The organism is Pseudomonas sp. B21-009, from assembly GCF_024749345.1.
Lineage (GTDB): Bacteria > Pseudomonadota > Gammaproteobacteria > Pseudomonadales > Pseudomonadaceae > Aquipseudomonas.
Genome location: NZ_CP087199.1, coordinates 1,739,318 through 1,756,258, shown reverse-complemented (window position 1 = coordinate 1,756,258; position 16,941 = coordinate 1,739,318). Strand labels below are relative to the sequence as shown.

Annotated in this window: 15 protein-coding genes; 12 read left to right on the top strand and 3 right to left on the bottom strand. The window is 62.2% G+C overall.

All coding sequences use genetic code 11. The features are described 5' to 3' along the window. Window positions 1–127: 127 nt before the first annotated feature. The 3 genes from LOY34_RS08155 to LOY34_RS08145 all read left to right on the top strand — a co-directional run bounded on the left by LOY34_RS08155 (window position 128) and on the right by LOY34_RS08145 (window position 3,552). Window positions 128–1,483, top strand: coding sequence for a nucleobase:cation symporter-2 family protein (locus LOY34_RS08155; protein ID WP_258664542.1), 1,356 nt, complete (start codon window positions 128–130; stop codon window positions 1,481–1,483). 133 nt (window positions 1,484–1,616) lie between these two features. Continuing rightward, window positions 1,617–2,402: an outer membrane protein OmpK gene (locus LOY34_RS08150; RefSeq protein ID WP_195883395.1), complete on the top strand. Its 786-nt coding sequence runs from the start codon at window positions 1,617–1,619 to the stop codon at window positions 2,400–2,402. Between the two features lie 361 nt (window positions 2,403–2,763). After that, on the top strand, window positions 2,764–3,552 hold the full coding sequence (locus tag LOY34_RS08145; RefSeq protein WP_045200414.1) for an outer membrane protein OmpK: 789 nt from the start codon (window positions 2,764–2,766) through the stop codon (window positions 3,550–3,552). A gap of 104 nt (window positions 3,553–3,656) precedes the next feature. Here LOY34_RS08145 and LOY34_RS08140 read toward each other — a convergent pair whose 3' ends face one another. Next, the gene (locus LOY34_RS08140) at window positions 3,657–3,974 is read right to left on the bottom strand and encodes a hypothetical protein (RefSeq protein WP_213602029.1); all 318 of its coding nucleotides are present in this window, start codon (window positions 3,972–3,974) and stop codon (window positions 3,657–3,659) included. A 186-nt stretch (window positions 3,975–4,160) separates the two neighbouring features. Between LOY34_RS08140 and LOY34_RS08135 the strand changes: the two genes are divergently transcribed. Then, on the top strand, window positions 4,161–6,107 hold the full coding sequence (locus LOY34_RS08135) for an LTA synthase family protein (protein WP_195883393.1): 1,947 nt from the start codon (window positions 4,161–4,163) through the stop codon (window positions 6,105–6,107). Window positions 6,108–6,122: 15 nt separating this feature from the next. On the opposite strand, the gene LOY34_RS08130 is transcribed toward LOY34_RS08135, so the two are convergent. Next, window positions 6,123–7,031, bottom strand: coding sequence for a DUF808 domain-containing protein (locus tag LOY34_RS08130; protein WP_045200409.1), 909 nt, complete (start codon window positions 7,029–7,031; stop codon window positions 6,123–6,125). A gap of 147 nt (window positions 7,032–7,178) precedes the next feature. Between LOY34_RS08130 and LOY34_RS08125 the strand changes: the two genes are divergently transcribed. Next, window positions 7,179–7,787, top strand: coding sequence for a TetR/AcrR family transcriptional regulator (locus LOY34_RS08125; RefSeq protein WP_010225109.1), 609 nt, complete (start codon window positions 7,179–7,181; stop codon window positions 7,785–7,787). A 111-nt stretch (window positions 7,788–7,898) separates the two neighbouring features. Here the strand turns inward: LOY34_RS08125 and LOY34_RS08120 are convergent, their stop codons facing one another. Then, window positions 7,899–8,339 (bottom strand): heme-binding protein, encoded by a 441-nt coding sequence (locus LOY34_RS08120; protein ID WP_045200407.1) that lies wholly within the window; start codon window positions 8,337–8,339, stop codon window positions 7,899–7,901. A gap of 256 nt (window positions 8,340–8,595) precedes the next feature. Between LOY34_RS08120 and gcl the strand changes: the two genes are divergently transcribed. The 7 genes from gcl to LOY34_RS08085 all read left to right on the top strand — a co-directional run bounded on the left by gcl (window position 8,596) and on the right by LOY34_RS08085 (window position 16,871). Then, complete coding sequence (gene gcl / locus LOY34_RS08115; protein ID WP_045200404.1) at window positions 8,596–10,371, top strand: glyoxylate carboligase; 1,776 nt, start codon at window positions 8,596–8,598, stop codon at window positions 10,369–10,371. A gap of 57 nt (window positions 10,372–10,428) precedes the next feature. Beyond that, entirely contained in the window at window positions 10,429–11,211 is a 783-nt protein-coding gene (gene hyi, locus LOY34_RS08110; protein WP_093385501.1) for a hydroxypyruvate isomerase, read from the top strand. A gap of 32 nt (window positions 11,212–11,243) precedes the next feature. Beyond that, the gene (locus LOY34_RS08105) at window positions 11,244–12,137 is read left to right on the top strand and encodes a 2-hydroxy-3-oxopropionate reductase (protein WP_045200397.1); all 894 of its coding nucleotides are present in this window, start codon (window positions 11,244–11,246) and stop codon (window positions 12,135–12,137) included. Window positions 12,138–12,309: 172 nt separating this feature from the next. Further along, window positions 12,310–13,578 carry a glycerate kinase gene (locus LOY34_RS08100; protein WP_045200395.1) on the top strand — a complete coding sequence of 423 codons (1,269 nt, stop codon included), beginning with the start codon at window positions 12,310–12,312 and terminating at the stop codon, window positions 13,576–13,578. Window position 13,579: 1 nt separating this feature from the next. Beyond that, window positions 13,580–14,995 carry a pyruvate kinase gene (pyk, locus tag LOY34_RS08095; RefSeq protein ID WP_045200392.1) on the top strand — a complete coding sequence of 472 codons (1,416 nt, stop codon included), beginning with the start codon at window positions 13,580–13,582 and terminating at the stop codon, window positions 14,993–14,995. 122 nt (window positions 14,996–15,117) lie between these two features. Further along, window positions 15,118–16,002, top strand: a complete 885-nt coding sequence (locus LOY34_RS08090) for an urea transporter (protein ID WP_195883392.1) — start codon at window positions 15,118–15,120, stop codon at window positions 16,000–16,002. Between the two features lie 44 nt (window positions 16,003–16,046). After that, window positions 16,047–16,871 (top strand): ion transporter, encoded by an 825-nt coding sequence (locus LOY34_RS08085; protein WP_045200389.1) that lies wholly within the window; start codon window positions 16,047–16,049, stop codon window positions 16,869–16,871. Window positions 16,872–16,941: the final 70 nt, after the last annotated feature.

Below are 16,941 nucleotides of genomic sequence, written 5' to 3'. Positions count from 1 at the left end.
CGCAAGCTGCCAGCTGTAAGCGGCAAGCAAAAAAAAGCTGCAAGCCAAGCGCGACCTCCTGCTTCTTCTTGAAGCTTGGCGCTTGAAGCTTGCAGCTCCAAGAATAAAAACAAAACCGAGGTGTTGCATGTCCGAGTCACGCAAGGCGTACATCCCTGTTGCGCCCCCACGACAGCTACTGCCCCTGTTCCAACTGTTCCTGGTGGGTCTGCAGCATGTGTTGCTGATGTACGGAGGCGCGATTGCCGTGCCGCTGATCATCGGTCAAGCCGCCGGACTTTCTCGTGAAGAAGTCGCTTTCCTGATCAATGCCGACCTGCTGGTCGCTGGTGTCGCCACCATCGTCCAGTCGTTCGGCATTGGTGCTGTCGGCATCCGCATGCCGGTGATGATGGGCGCAAGCTTTGCCGCGGTCGGCAGCATGGTGGCCATGGCCGGCATGCCCGGCGTCGGCCTGCAGGGGATTTTCGGCGCGACCATCGCTGCCGGCTTCTTCGGCATGATCATCGCGCCGTTCATGTCCAAGGTGGTGCGCTTCTTCCCGCCCCTGGTGACCGGCACGGTCATCACCTCGATCGGCCTGTCGCTGTTCCCGGTTGCCGTCAACTGGGCCGGCGGCGGCGCCGATGCCGCACCCTTCGGCTCCCCCGTGTACCTGATCGTCGCCGGCCTGGTGCTGGCCACCATCCTGCTGATCAACCGCTTCATGCGTGGCTTCTGGGTCAATGTCTCGGTGCTGATCGGCATGGGCCTGGGCTACATCATTGCCGGCTCCATCGGCATGGTCGACCTCACCGGCCTGAGCGAAGCGCCCTGGGTCCAGGTCGTCACCCCGCTGCACTTCGGCATGCCGACCTTCAGCCTGGCGCCGATCCTGTCGATGTGCTTGGTGGTGGTGATCATCTTTGTCGAGTCCACCGGCATGTTCCTCGCCCTGGGCAAGGTCACCGACCGTGAAGTCACCCCGGGCATGCTGCGCCGCGGCCTGATGTGCGATGCCGGCGCATCGTTCGTGGCCGGCTTTTTCAACACCTTCACCCACTCCTCGTTCGCCCAGAACATCGGCCTGGTGCAGATGACCGGCGTGCGTTGCCGCTACGTTACGGTAGTTGCCGGAGGTTTTCTGATCCTGCTCAGCCTGCTGCCAAAAGCGGCGTTCCTGATTGCCTCGATTCCGCCAGCAGTACTTGGCGGCGCCTCGATTGCCATGTTCGGCATGGTCGCCGCCACCGGCATCAAGATCCTCCAGGAAGCCGACATCGCCGACCGTCGTAACCAGTTGCTGGTGGCCGTCAGCGTCGGCATGGGCCTGATCCCGGTGGTGCGCCCCGAATTCTTTGCACAGATGCCGCAGTGGATGGAACCGATCACCCATAGCGGCATTGCCATGGCCACCGTCAGCGCGTTGATCCTCAACCTGCTGTTCAACATCCTCGGTGGCGCCGAGCGCGCCGCCCACAACGATACCGCCCACCAGCACTGAGCCTTTGGGCGGCGCTTGCCGCCCGGCGTCACCCGAGCAACATGCAAGGCCGTCGACCCGTGGGAGCGGGTCGGCCGGGGCGCTTCGCGCCAAAAAACCGAAAACCAACAATAACAAAGCCGGGAATCACAACATGAAAGGCATCACCACTTCCCTCCTGCTGGGTAGCACTCTGCTGGCCACCTTGCCAGCCGCCGCAGGGGACTTGCTGCTCTGGCACACCAACAGCCTCACCTACCTCTACGGCAAGGACTTTCAGGTCAACCCGGCGATCCAGCAGACGCTGACCTTCGAACATGCCAACAAGTGGAAGTACGGCGACACTTTCCTGTTCATCGACAAGATCTTCTACAACGGCGGTACCGACCGCAACAAAGGCAGCAACACCTACTACGGTGAGTTCAGCCCGCGGCTGTCGCTGGGCAAGATCTTCGATCGCAAATTCGAGTTCGGTCCGATCAAGGACGTCCTGATCGCCATGACCTACGAGTCGGGCGAAGGCGACAACGAGGCCTACCTGATCGGCCCCGGCTTTGACCTGGCGATTCCCGGCTTCAACTACTTCACCCTCAACATCATGCAGCGCAATACCGAAGGCAGCCGCCCCGGTGATCGCGTCTGGCAGATTACCCCAACCTTTTCCTACACCATCCCTGTGGGCAAGTCCGACGTGCTGATCGATGGCTACATGGACTGGGTGGTTGATAACGACCAGAGCCGGCGCGGCACCTACCACGCCAACCTGCAGTTCAACCCGCAGGTCAAATATGACCTGGGCAAGGCCCTGAACCTGGGCGCCAAGCAGTTGTACGTGGGTATCGAATACAGCTACTGGAAAGACAAATACGGTATCGAGAACAGTGGGAAGCTCGACACCAACCAGAGCGTTACCAGCGCCCTGGTTAAGGTTCACTTCTAAAAGCTGACCAAACGCACAGTTTTTGCCACACCTGCTCCAGGACGGAGCACTTGAGGACCGGCGCGCAAGCCAGTAATCTGCGCGCCCCCTCGCTCAGGGCAGGACGGATCCTGTCTGCGTTTGCTGACCGCTCAGTCAATGAATTCGGGCGGTTGGCAAGCGTCACGCCATCCAGCAATACCCTTTTCATCTGTTCAGTCTGACGTCGAGCAGGATTGTTGAGCCAGCCCCAAAAAGTTGGCCCAGCTCTTGCCAAACAGCTGTGGCCAATCGAAAAAAACTGACTCAGAAGACAAGTAATTACCCAAAAGGTGCCACACCAGAGCACCGACACAGAATCAATCAAGGGAGCAACTACGCGATGCGTATTACCAACAGCCTGATCCTCGCCAGCGGCCTGCTGGCGGCCAGCACCGGTGCCAGCGCCGGTGACCTGCTGCAATGGCAGAACAACAGCCTGACCTACCTGTGGGGCAAGAACTTCGCCGTCAACCCGTCGATCCAGCAGACCGTGACCTTCGAGCACGCCGATGCCTGGAAGTACGGCGACAACTTCATCTTCGTCGACAAGATCTTCTACAACGGCGACAAGGACTTCAACAACGGCCCCAACACCTACTACGGCGAGATCAGCCCGCGCCTGTCGTTCGGCAAGATCTTCGACCAGAAGCTGGCCTTCGGCCCGGTCAAGGACGTGCTGCTGGCCATGACCTACGAGTTTGGCGAAGGTGACACCGAGTCCTACCTGATCGGCCCGGGTTTCGACCTGGACATCCCGGGCTTTGATTACTTCCAGCTGAACTTCTACCAGCGCCACACCGAAGGCAGCCGCGCCGGTGACAACGTCTGGCAGATCACCCCGGTATGGTCCTACACCATTCCTGTGGGCAAGTCCGACATCCTCATCGATGGTTTCATGGACTGGGTCGTCGACAACGATGCCACCAGCCGCCGTGGCACCTACCACGCCAACCTGCACTTCAACCCGCAGGTCAAATACGACTTGGGCAAGGCGCTGAACTGGGGCGAGAAGCAGTTGTATGTCGGTTTCGAATACGACTACTGGAAGAACAAATACGGCATCAAGGACAGCGATGCCTTTGATACCGATCAGAACACGGCCAGCTTCCTGGTCAAAGCGCACTTCTGATTTGCACGAATACAAAGTTGCGCCCTGCATGGGCGCAACTTTTATAAGCAAGTCAAGTTTCGGAAATCTCTTACATCAACTAAGGCATTTTCCTATAAACGAATTCAACCGATACTCGCGCGCCGCAGATTCAGACGCAGATACAAACCAGCAGCCGCAAGCCCCGGTGCAATAACCCCAAAAACCAACAGACTGAATAACACCGCCCGGTGATCGATCAGGCGCAGTACATCTGCCAACAGGATTCCCAGGCAGACCAGCACGCCCAGCCCAGCCACGCCCAGGCAACTGCCCGGCACAGTAGCAAAGCGACGCCTGCGCGCGCAAAGCAAAACCATGACGCACAGGCTGGTCCAGGCCAATGCAGTGGCCATGTACAAGCCCAGGTGAAAGACATCGTAGGTCAATGTTCTGAAGGGCATTCATGAGCTCCTTATTTAGTTATCAGGGGCGATTATCATTAGCGCCTCGTGCGCATCCTTGCGGCATGAAAGAACCATCACTATAAACCACAGACAAACTTCTTCACTGCATTTATTTGACAATTTTTTCTCATTTCAAGCGTTAGTTTGCCGCCCCACTTCCCCTGCAATAACAAGGCAAACGCCATGCACGCTACACGCTCAGCGCCGGTGCGCTATCTACTGCTATTAACGTCGTTGTGGTTGGTTATTTTCTTACTGACAAGAAGCGCCCTGTACTTCACTCACCTGAGTGAAGCCGGGGGGCATTTTTTCTCGATCTTTACCACCGGCCTGGTCTATGACCTGGGCTTTCTGATTTATGCCGCCCTGCCCCTGGCCGTCTACCTGCTGCTGTGCCCGGCGCCGCTATGGCGGTTGCGGGCGCATCGCGGGTTGCTGCGAGTGGTGATGTTCGCCAGCGTATTCATCATGTTGTTCGTCGCCGTTGCCGAATGGCTGTTCTGGGACGAGTTCGGCGTGCGCTTCAACTTTATCGCCGTGGACTACCTGGTGTACTCCGATGAGGTACTGAACAACATCCTCGAGTCCTACCCCATCGGCCTGATTCTCAGCGTACTGGCACTGGTCGCGCTGGTAGTGACCCTGGCAATTGCCAAACCGTTGCGCCAGGCCCTGGATGCACCTTTGCCCAGTTGGCGTAAACGCCTTGCCAACCTTGCTGGCCTGGCACTGCTGGTTGGCTGTTGCGCGCTGTTGATCAACCAGGACATGCCTCGCGGCCAGGGTGGCAATGCTTACGCCCGCGAACTGGCAAGCAACGGGCCTTACCAGTTCTTTGCCGCGTTTCGCAACAACGAACTGGACTATTCACAGTTCTACGGCAGCCTCAGCGAAAGCGAATCCACCCAGTTGATCCGCGCCGAACTGCAAGAACCCAATGCACGCTTCGTCGATCAGGAACCCATGGGCATTCGCCGGGAAATTACTGCCTCGGGCAGCCCGCGCACGCCGAATATCGTCCTGGTTACCATCGAGAGCCTGAGCGCCAAGTACCTGGGCAGCAACGGCGATACCCGCAACCTTACCCCCAACCTCGACGCACTGCGCAAGCAGAGCCTGTACTTCAACAACTTCTATGCCACCGGCACGCGCACCGACCGCGGCCTGGAGGCGATCACTCTGTCGATGCCGCCAACGCCCGGGCGTTCGATCGTCAAGCGCATCGGCCGTGAAAGCGGCTTCGCCAGCCTTGGCCAGCAACTGGCCGAAGTCGGCTATGACAGCGTGTTCGTCTACGGCGGGCGCGGCTATTTCGACAACATGAACGCGTTTTTCAGCGGCAACGGCTACCGGGTCGTCGACCAGAGCAGCGTTGCCGAAGCCGACATCAGCTTCAAGAATGCCTGGGGCATGTCCGATGAAGACCTGTACACCCAAGCGCTAAAACTGGCGGACGCCGACCACGACAACCAGGTGCCGTTCTTCCTGCAACTGATGACCACCTCCAACCATCGTCCTTACACTTACCCCGATGGCCGTATCGATATTCCATCAGGCAATGGCCGCGACGGCGCGGTGAAGTACACCGACCATGCCATCGGGCGCTTTTTGCGACAGGCCCGCAGCAAACCCTGGTTCGACAACACCCTGTTCATCTTTGTCGCCGATCACACGGCGGGGAGCGCCGGCAAGGAGGACCTGCCGGTCAGCAACTATCAGATCCCGCTGTTCATCTACGCCCCGAAGCTGATCGAAGCGCGCGAGGAGTCAAAACTGGCCAGCCAGATCGACCTCGCACCGACCCTGCTGGGCCTGTTGAACATGAGCTACACCTCGACCTTCTTCGGTCGCGACCTGATGCTCGATGACCGCCTGCCACCGCGGGTGCTGATCGGCAACTACCAGCACCTGGGCCTGTTCAATGGCCAGGACCTGGCCATCCTCAGCCCGCGTGACGGCTTGCGCCGCCACAACCAGGCGCTGGGTGAAAGCCAGGAAGTGAACAGCAGCACCAGTGACCCGTTGATCCAGCGCGCAATCGCCTACTACCAGGTCGCCAGCTACGGTTTCACCCACCACCTGCTCGACTGGCTGCCCGCAGCCAACGAGCGCACAGCACTGAAGAACTGATCGAACCTCGCGGCATCAGGCTCTGGCAGCACGCCAGAGCTTGCCGATGACCGCCACCACCGCCAGTACCGCGGCACCGGCAACGATACCGACGCCGGCGTTGAGCAAGGCGCCGGTCAAGGCGCCGCCGCGGCCTGCGCTGAAGGCTTCAATGGCATGGTGCAGCGGCGCCACGCCGTGCACCAGAATCCCGCCACCGACCAGAAACATCGCCGCCGTGCCGATCACCGACAGGCTTTTCATCATGTACGGCGCCGCGCGCAGGATGCCGTTGCCGATCGCCTTGGCGGCGCTGGAAGCCTTCTGGGTCAGCCACAGGCCCAGGTCATCGAGCTTGACGATGCCGGCCACCAGGCCATAAACACCGATGGTCATGACAATGGCGATGCCCGAGAGCACGATGATCTGCTGGGTCAGCGGCGCATGGGCGACCGCGCCCAGGGTGATGGCGATGATCTCGGCCGAAAGGATGAAGTCGGTGCGCACCGCGCCCTTGATCTTGCCTTGCTCGAAGGCCACAAGGTCGACTGCTGGGTCCGCCACCGCCTCGGTCAGCGCCGCATGCTCGGCCTGGTCTTGCTCCTTGCTGTGGAGGAACTTGTGCGCGAGCTTTTCGAAGCCTTCAAAGCACAGGAACGCACCGCCGACCATCAGCAGCGGCGTCACCGCCCAGGGGATGAAGGCGCTGATCAACAGCGCCGCCGGCACCAGGATCAGTTTGTTGAGGAACGACCCCTTGGCCACCGCCCAGACCACCGGGATTTCCCGCTCGGCGCGCACGCCGGTAACCTGCTGGGCATTGAGCGCCAGGTCGTCGCCCAGCACCCCTGCGGTCTTTTTTGCCGCGACCTTGGTCATTACCGAGACATCGTCGAGTACCGTGGCGATATCGTCGATCAATACCAGAAGACTGCTTCCTGCCATGTTTGCCTGATTCCAGCGGGTTGAGAGGGCCACAGTCTAGCTCAAAGTCGCCACCTTGAGCCGCTTGCGAACCCGGTGCTACCATGCGCAACCGCCCTCCCAGGCCCGGGTGCCGCCAGCGGCCAGACACGAGGAACAGCGTCAACCATGAGCAGCATTCGCGAGCGCAACAAAGAACTGATCCTGCGCGCGGCCAGTGAAGAGTTTGCCGACAAGGGCTTCGCTGCCACCAAGACCAGCGACATCGCGGCCAAGGCCGGCCTGCCCAAGCCCAACGTCTATTACTACTTCAAGTCCAAGGAAAACCTCTACCGCGAGGTCCTGGAAAGCATCATCGAACCGATCATGCAGGCGTCGACACCGTTCAATGCCGACGGCGATCCCAAAGAAGTGCTGAGCGCCTACATCCGCTCCAAGGTGCGCATCTCCCGCGACCTGCCGTTCGCCTCCAAGGTGTTCGCCAGCGAGATCATGCACGGCGCGCCGCACCTGAGCCCGAGCCAGGTCGAGCAGCTCAACGACCAGGCCCGGCACAACATCGAGTGCATCCAGGCGTGGATCGACCGCGGCCAGATCGCCCCACTCGACCCGCACCACCTGATGTTCAGCATCTGGGCCGCGACCCAGACCTACGCCGACTTCGACTGGCAGATCTCGGTGGTCACCGGCAAGGCCAAGCTCGATGACAGCGATTATGAAGCGGCGGCGCAGACCATCATTCGTTTGGTGCTCAAGGGCTGTGAGCCGGACGCTTGATCGGTAGTGCATCCATCGCGGGTCAAGTCGAGTCGTCGCACCGCCGCTCCCACAGGGTCAGGAGATTGTGGGAGCGGCGGTGCGACGACTCGACTTGACCCGCGATACATTTTAAGCCGCTACACCGGCATCCGCCGTCAACCCCGCCTCCTCGATCGCACTGATCGCGCACTGCTCGTCGATATCCGACGTATCGCCACTGATACCGATCGCTCCCAGCACCACGCCTTGCTGATTACGAATCAGCACCCCACCCGGCGCCGGCACCACCGGGCTTTGACCCAGGCCATTGAGCGCGGCGAAGAACGCCGGGCGCTGTTGCGCGTCCAGCGCCAGCAGGCGCGAGCCCTTGCCCAGGGCAATTGCGCCCCAGGCCTTGCCCATCGCCACTTGCGGGCGCAGCAGGCTGGCGCCGTCTTCACGCTGCAGGGCCAGCAGGTGACCGCCGCTGTCCAGCACCGCCACGGTCAGCGGCGCGGAGGAGATCTTGCGCCCGGCCACCAGCGCAGCGTTCACCAGGCTGACAGCGACTTTCAGGGTCAAAGCGTTCATGGAAAGGTCCTCTTGTTGTTAGAAGCCCGAGGGCAGGTGTAAAAATCAATAGAACAAATAGAACACAATGGCGAATATTTTTGTATACAATAATTTCGACGCGATGAACCAATTCTGACGAAACGCCATTTTTAAAGGCTTCCCGACGAAAGCGCCGATCGCCGATGAAAATGGATTGACCAGAGTCGCCTGGCGTGAATACACTCTGGTGAAAAGCCATTTGTATACAATTACAAAATAAAAGAGGCACAAAACCATGAGCAAAATGAGAGCAATTGATGCAGCCGTTCTGGTGATGCGCCGCGAAGGTGTGGAAACCGCGTTTGGCATTCCGGGTGCAGCCATCAACCCCCTGTACTCGGCCCTGAAGAAAGTCGGCGGTATCGATCACGTCCTCGCTCGTCACGTTGAAGGCGCCTCGCACATGGCCGAGGGTTACACCCGCACCAAGGCCGGCAACATCGGCGTGTGCATCGGCACCTCCGGCCCTGCCGGCACCGACATGGTCACCGGCCTGTACAGTGCCTCGGCCGACTCCATCCCGATCCTGTGCATCACCGGCCAAGCGCCGCGTGCCCGCATGCACAAGGAAGATTTCCAGGCCGTCGACATCACCAGCATCGTCAAGCCGGTGACCAAGTGGGCGACCACCGTTCTGGAACCCGGCCAGGTGCCGTATGCGTTCCAGAAAGCCTTCTATGAAATGCGCTCCGGCCGCCCAGGCCCGGTGCTGATCGACCTGCCGTTCGACGTGCAGATGGCCGAGATCGAATTCGACATCGATGCCTACCAGCCGCTGCCGGTGCAAAAGCCTGCGGCCAACCGTGTTCAGGTCGAGAAAGCCCTGGCCATGCTCGACACTGCCGAGCGTCCATTGCTGGTTGCCGGTGGCGGCATCATCAACGCCGATGCCTGCGACAAGCTGGTGGAATTCGCTGAGCTGACCGGTATCCCGGTGATCCCGACCCTGATGGGCTGGGGCATCATCCCTGACGATCACCCGCTGATGGTCGGCATGGTCGGCCTGCAGACCTCGCACCGCTACGGCAACGCCACTATGCTCAAGTCCGACGTGGTGCTGGGTATCGGCAACCGTTGGGCCAACCGTCACACCGGCTCCGTTGACGTCTACACCGAAGGCCGCCGCTTCATTCACGTCGACATCGAGCCGACCCAGATTGGCCGCGTGTTCACCCCGGACCTGGGTATCGTTTCCGACGCTGGCGCCGCCTTGGACGTGTTCCTGGAAGTGGCCCGCGAGTGGAAAGCCGCCGGCAAGCTCAAGGACCGCAGCGCCTGGCTCGAAGACTGCCAGCAGCGCAAGTCGAGCCTGCAGCGCAAGACCCACTTCGACAACGTGCCGGTCAAGCCGCAGCGCGTTTACCAGGAAATGAACCAGGTGTTCGGCAAGGACACCTGCTACGTCAGCACCATCGGTCTGTCGCAGATCGCCGGCGCGCAGTTCCTCCACGTCTACAAGCCACGCCACTGGATCAACTGCGGCCAGGCCGGCCCGCTGGGCTGGACCATTCCTGCGGCGCTGGGCGTGGTCAAGGCCGACCCGACTCGCAAGGTCGTGGCACTGTCGGGCGACTATGACTTCCAGTTCATGATCGAAGAGCTGGCAGTGGGCGCGCAGTTCAACCTGCCCTACGTCCACGTGCTGGTGAACAACTCCTACCTGGGCCTGATCCGCCAGGCCCAGCGCGGCTTCGAGATGGATTACTGTGTGCAGCTGGCGTTCGAGAACGTCAACGCGCCGGAACTCAACGGTTATGGCGTCGATCACGTCGCCGTGGTCGAAGGCCTGGGCTGCAAGGCCCTGCGCGTGACCGAGCCTGGCGAGATCGCCCCGGCCCTGCTCAAGGCGCAAAAGCTGGCTGAAGAGTTCCGGGTACCGGTGGTGGTCGAGGTTATTCTCGAGCGCGTGACCAACATTTCCATGGGCACCGAAATCAACGCGGTCAACGAATTCGAAGACCTGGCCCTGGTCGGCAACGACGCGCCAACCGCGATTTCCCTGCTCGACTGATCGCTGCGAAGGCCCTGCTGCCGGGTGCACAGGGCCCCTTTTTGCAAGGAGACAACCATGCCACGTTTCGCCGCCAACCTGTCCATGCTGTTCACCGAGCAGGACTTCCTCGCCCGTTTCAAGGCTGCTGCCGACGCCGGCTTCAGCGGTGTCGAGTACCTGTTCCCGTACGACTTCAGCTCGGCTGAAATCAAGCAGCAGCTCGATGCCCACGGCCTGACCCAGGTGCTGTTCAACCTGCCGGCCGGCGACTGGGCCAAGGGTGATCGCGGCATCGCCTGCGACCCGGCCCGTGTCGAGGAATTCCGCGCCGGTGTCGATCTGGCCATCGCCTACGCCCAGGTGCTGGGCAACACCCAGGTCAACTGCCTGGCCGGCATCCGTCCACAAGGCCCGGACTGCGCCACGGTGCGCAAGACCTTCGTCGACAACCTCAAGTTTGCCGCCGACAAGCTGCAGGCCGCCGGGATCAAGCTGGTCATGGAAATGATCAACACCCGCGACATCCCGGGCTTCTACCTGAACACCACCAAACAGGCGCTAGAGATCCAGGCCGAGGTGGCGAGCAGCAACCTGTACCTGCAATACGACATCTACCACATGCAGATCATGGAGGGCGATCTTGCCCGTACCGTGCAGAGCAACCTGGCCAAGATCAACCACATCCAGCTGGCCGACAACCCCGGCCGCAACGAGCCGGGTACTGGCGAGATCAACTATCGCTTCCTCTTCGAACACCTGGACCGTATCGGCTACCAGGGCTGGGTGGGCTGTGAATACAAGCCGCTGACCACTACCGAAGCGGGCCTTGGCTGGCTGAAGACCCATAACGCGATCTGACCTGCATCCAACAATTACAAGAGGCATTTCTCATGGCTAAAATCGGATTTATCGGCACCGGCATCATGGGCCGCCCAATGGCGCAGAACCTGCAAAAAGCCGGTCACAGCCTGTTCCTCTCGACCCACCACGACGCCGCGCCTGCCGACCTGGTCGCCGCCGGCGCCGTAGCCCTGGCCAACCCGAAAGAAGTGGCCCAGGAAGCTGAATTCATCATCGTCATGGTCCCCGATACCCCGCAGGTTGAAGCGGTGCTGTTCGGCGACAACGGCGTGGCCCAGGGCGTCGGCCCGAACAAGGTGGTGATCGACATGAGCTCGATCTCGCCAACCGCCACCAAAGCCTTCGCCGAGAAGATCAAGGCCACCGGCGCCACCTACCTCGACGCGCCGGTGTCCGGCGGTGAAGTCGGTGCCAAGGCCGCGACCCTGAGCATCATGGTCGGCGGCTGCCCGAACGCCTTCGAACGCGCCCTGCCGCTGTTCCAGGTCATGGGCAAGAACATCACCCGCGTCGGCGGCAGCGGCGATGGCCAGACCGCCAAGGTCGCCAATCAGATCATCGTCGCCCTGAACATCCAGGCGGTGGCCGAAGCGCTGCTGTTCGCCGCCAAGAACGGCGCCGATCCTGCCAAGGTGCGTGAAGCACTGATGGGCGGCTTCGCTTCGTCGAAAATCCTCGAAGTGCATGGCGAGCGCATGATCAAGGGCACCTTCGACCCGGGCTTCCGTATCAGCCTGCACCAGAAAGACCTGAACCTGGCCCTGCAAGGTGCCAAGGAACTGAACATCAACCTGCCCAACACCGCCAACGCCCAGCAAGTGTTCAGCACCTGCGCGGCCATCGGCGGCGCCAACTGGGACCACTCGGCGCTGATCAAGGGCCTGGAACACATGGCCAACTTCTCGATCCGCGGTGAAGAGTAAGAGGCCAGCTGCAAGCTTCAAGCTGCAAGTAAAAGCAGGCCGCGCATCGATCCGCTTTCTCTTGCGGCTTGGGGCTTGAAGCTTGCCGCTTTCAGCGCCCCTGGGTCGGCCTGCACGGAGGCAGAACCAGGGGCGTTTTCGATTTTGAAAAACAATAAGATTGGAGCCTGCCATGTCGGTCGATCCGCAACACTTTCTGCGCGAGCTGTTCGCCACGGCCATCGATGCCGCGCATCCCCGCCAGGTCCTTGAAGCCCACCTGCCCAGCGACCGCAGCGGTCGCGTCATCGTCATCGGCGCCGGCAAGGCTGCCGCGGCCATGGCTGAAGTCGTCGAGCGCGCCTGGAAGGGCCCGGTTTCCGGCCTGGTGGTTACCCGCTACGGCCATGGCGCCAGCTGCTCGAAAATCGAAGTGGTCGAAGCCGCCCACCCGGTCCCGGATGCCGCCGGCCTGGCCGTGGCCAAGCGGGTACTGGAAATGGTCAGCAACCTCACGGCTGACGACCGGGTGATTTTCCTGCTCTCCGGCGGTGGTTCGGCGCTGCTGGCGCTGCCTGCCGAAGGCCTGACCCTGGCCGACAAGCAACAGATCAACAAGGCCCTGCTCAAATCCGGCGCCACCATCGGCGAGATGAACTGCGTGCGCAAGCACCTCTCGGCGATCAAGGGCGGGCGCCTGGCCAAGGCTTGCTGGCCGGCCACCGTCTATACCTATGCGATTTCCGATGTACCCGGGGATCTGGCCACGGTCATTGCCTCCGGCCCCACCGTGGCCGACCCGAGCACCTCGGCCGAAGCCCTGGCGATCCTCAAGCGCTACAACATCGAAGCGCCTGCTGCGGTCACCGCCTGGCTCAACAACCCGGCCTCCGAGACCGTCAAGGCCGACGACCCGGCCCTGGCCCGCAGCCACTTCCAGCTGATCGCCCGGCCCCAGCAGTCGCTGGAAGCGGCAGCGGTCAAAGCCCGCCAGGCCGGCTTCAGCCCGCTGATCCTTGGCGACCTCGAAGGCGAGTCGCGCGAGGTGGCCAAGGTCCATGCCGGCATCGCCCGGCAGATCGTCCAGCACGGCCAGCCGCTGTCGCCACCCTGCGTGATCCTCTCCGGTGGCGAAACCACCGTGACCGTGCGCGGCAATGGCCGTGGCGGGCGCAACGCCGAGTTTTTGCTGAGCCTGACCGAAAGCCTCAAGGGCCTGCGCGGGGTCTATGCCCTGGCCGGTGACACCGACGGCATCGACGGCTCCGAAGACAACGCCGGCGCACTGATGACCCCGGACAGCTACGCCCGCGCCGCGGCCCTGGGCCTGTCGGCCAGTGACGAGCTGGACAACAACAACGGCTACGGCTACTTCGCCGCGCTCGATGACTTGATCGTTACCGAGCCGACGCGGACCAACGTCAACGATTTTCGCGCCATCCTGATTCTCGAGAGTGCCTGACATGACGCCTGATAAAAAAGTCAAAATCCTTGCCACCCTCGGTCCTGCGATCAAGGGCATCGATGACATCCGCCAACTGGTCGAGGCCGGGGTGAACATCTTTCGCCTGAACTTCAGCCACGGCGAGCACGAAGACCACGCCCTGCGCTACCAGTGGATCCGCGAGGTGGAGAGCCAGCTCAACTACCCGCTGGGCATCCTCATGGACCTGCAGGGGCCTAAACTGCGCGTCGGCCGTTTTGCCGAGGGCAAGGTCCAGCTGCAACGCGGCCAGGCCCTGCGCCTGGACCTGGACAGCACCCCGGGTACGCTTGAGCGGGTCAACCTGCCGCACCCGGAAATCATCGCTGCGCTGGAGCCGGGCATGGACCTGCTGCTCGACGACGGCAAGCTGCGCCTGCGGGTGACCGCCAAGCACAGCGACGCGATCGAGACCGAAGTGCTCAACGGCGGCGAGCTGTCCGACCGCAAGGGCGTCAACGTGCCGCAAGCGGTACTCGACCTCAGCCCGCTGACCGCCAAGGACCGCCGCGACCTGAGCTTCGGCCTGGAGCTGGGCGTGGACTGGGTGGCACTGTCGTTCGTGCAGCGCCCGGAAGACATCGTCGAAGCGCGCCAGCTGATCGGTGACCGTGCCTACCTGATGGCCAAGATCGAGAAGCCCTCGGCGGTGACCCAACTGCGCGCCATTGCCGAGCTCAGCGACGCGATCATGGTTGCCCGTGGCGACCTGGGCGTGGAAGTGCCGGCTGAAAGCGTGCCGCAGATCCAGAAGAGCATCATCAACACCTGCCGCGAACTGGGTAAACCGGTGGTGGTGGCCACACAGATGCTCGAATCGATGCGCTTCTCCCCGGCCCCGACCCGCGCCGAAGTCACCGACGTCGCCAACGCCGTGGCCGAAGGCGCCGATGCGGTGATGCTCTCGGCCGAGACCGCTTCGGGCGACTACCCGCTGGAAGCGGTGCAGATGATGAGCAAGATCATCCGCCAGGTGGAGAACGGCCCGGACTACCAGGCGCAACTCGACGTCGGCCGGCCGAAAGCCGAGGCCACCGTGTCGGATGCCATCAGCTGCGCGATCCGCCGCATCAGCGGCATCCTGCCGGTGGCGGTGCTGGTCAACTACAGCGAATCGGGGGCTTCGACCCTGCGCGCTGCGCGCGAGCGGCCACGGGCGCCGATCCTCAACCTGACGCCCAACCTGTCCACCGCCCGGCGCCTGAGCGTGGCCTGGGGTGTGCATTCGGTGGTCAACGATCGCCTGCGCCAGGTCGACGAGATCTGCTCCACCGCCCTGGAGATCGCCCAGGCCCAGGGCATGGCCAGCCGCGGCGACACGCTGTTGATCACTGCCGGTGTGCCTTTTGGCAAGCCGGGGTCGACTAACACGCTGCGGATCGAGACCTTGATCTGAGGTAGACCGCTCCCACAGGTTTGTGGGAGCGGGCTTGACCCGCGATGAATGCAACACAAACCCCAGGTGGGACAACCCGGCCCAAAGAGGCTCCCCACTCCACATCAACCCAGACTGCCCCCATGTACACCAAGAATTTCGTCAACCCGTGCCCCGACTGGGCCACGGCCTTGCTCAACGGCTTCAGCCAGGTACTGCTGCAGCGCAATCCGCTGTGTGGCCTGTGCTGCCTGCTGGCTATCACCCTGACCGCGCCCGACCTGGTCGGCGGCGCGCTGCTCGGGGCCCTCGCCGGGCTGCTGACTGCCCAGCGCCGTGGCTACAACCGCACTGACCGCCAGGCCGGCCTGTACAGCTACAACGGCGTGCTGATTGGTCTGCTGATCAGCTATGCCCTGCCCTGGTCGGCGATTCTGCCGCCACTGATCATCGCCGCTGGCGGCCTGAGCAGCATGCTCGTGCACCAGTGGCTCAAGCGCGGCCCCAGGCAACTGCTGCCCGCCTACACCGCGCCATTCGTATTGCTTGGCTGGATGGCGCTGGCCATGGCCGAACCCGCCAGCGCCACCAGCACCAGTGTCGAGGCCAACCCGCTGTTCGCCCTGGCCCGCGGCCTTGGGCAGATCTTCTTGCTCGACCAGCCGCTGGCCGGCGTGCTGATCGCCCTCGGCCTGCTGATCTCCAATCGCTACGCCGCCGTCTGGGCCCTGCTCGGCTCGGCCATCGGCGGCAGCGTGGCGTTGCTCGGTGGCGAGGCCACGGCGGCCTACAACGGCCTGTTCGGTTTCAATGCCGCCCTCGCCGCCCTGGCCTTCAGCCAGGAACGCCAGCGGCCCTGGCTGCCGCTGCTGGCCATCGTCCTGGCAATTGCCCTGCAACCGGCGGTGAGCCTGCTGCCGGTCGCCGGCCTGACCGCGCCGTTCATTCTCGCCTGCTGGCTGCTGCATGCCGGTGGCCGCCTGCTACGCCTGCCGCTATCCCACAGCCGGCGTCGCTTGCACAGCTGAGGTGCAGCCCCTAGGCTCTGCCCATCTGCCTTTGGAACGAGCCTATGGACACCCCTTCGAGCTGGCGCGAGCGGCTCTACGTCATCGTCTTTCAAACCGACACCACGGCCGGCCGGCGCTTCGACAAGATCCTCCTGCTGATCATTCTCGCCAGCCTGGTAACGGTGATCCTCGACAGCATCGACGAGGTGCACCAGGGTTATGCCGGGTTGCTGGCGGCCGTCGAGTGGGGCTTTACCGCGATCTTTCTGGTCGAGTACCTGATCCGCTTGTATTGCTCGCCCAAGCCCTTGCGCTACGCCTTCAGTTTTTATGGCCTGGTCGACCTGCTGGCGATCGTCCCGGGGATCATCGCCCTGTACTACAGCGACGCCCAATACCTGCTGATCATCCGCGTCGTACGTATGCTGCGGATCTTTCGCGTGCTCAAGCTCAGCCCCTACCTCAAGCAGGCCCATTACCTGCTCGCGGCGCTGCGCGGCAGCAAGCAGAAGATCATCGTGTTCCTGCTCAGCGTCTCGACCCTGGTCACCGTGTTCGGCACCCTGATGTATGTGGTCGAAGGTCCCGAGCATGGCTTTACCAGCATCCCCAAGGGCATCTACTGGGCGATCGTCACCCTGACCACGGTCGGCTTTGGCGACATCGTGCCCAAAACCCCGCTGGGCCAGGTGTTGTCGTCGATGGTGATGATCACCGGTTACTCGATCATCGCCGTGCCCACCGGGATTTTCACCGCCGAGCTTGCCAACGCCATGCGCGGCGAACAGCTGCAGCACGACTGCCCGGTGTGCCGGAAAAACAGCCATGAACACGGCGCGGCGTTCTGCTCGCGCTGCGGCAATGCGCTGTTCAAAAAAATGGAATAAGCAAAGCACTTTTTAATCTTTTAGCGCCTAAAGCCCAACCGTTATAGTCGCTGGCATAATGCCTTTAACG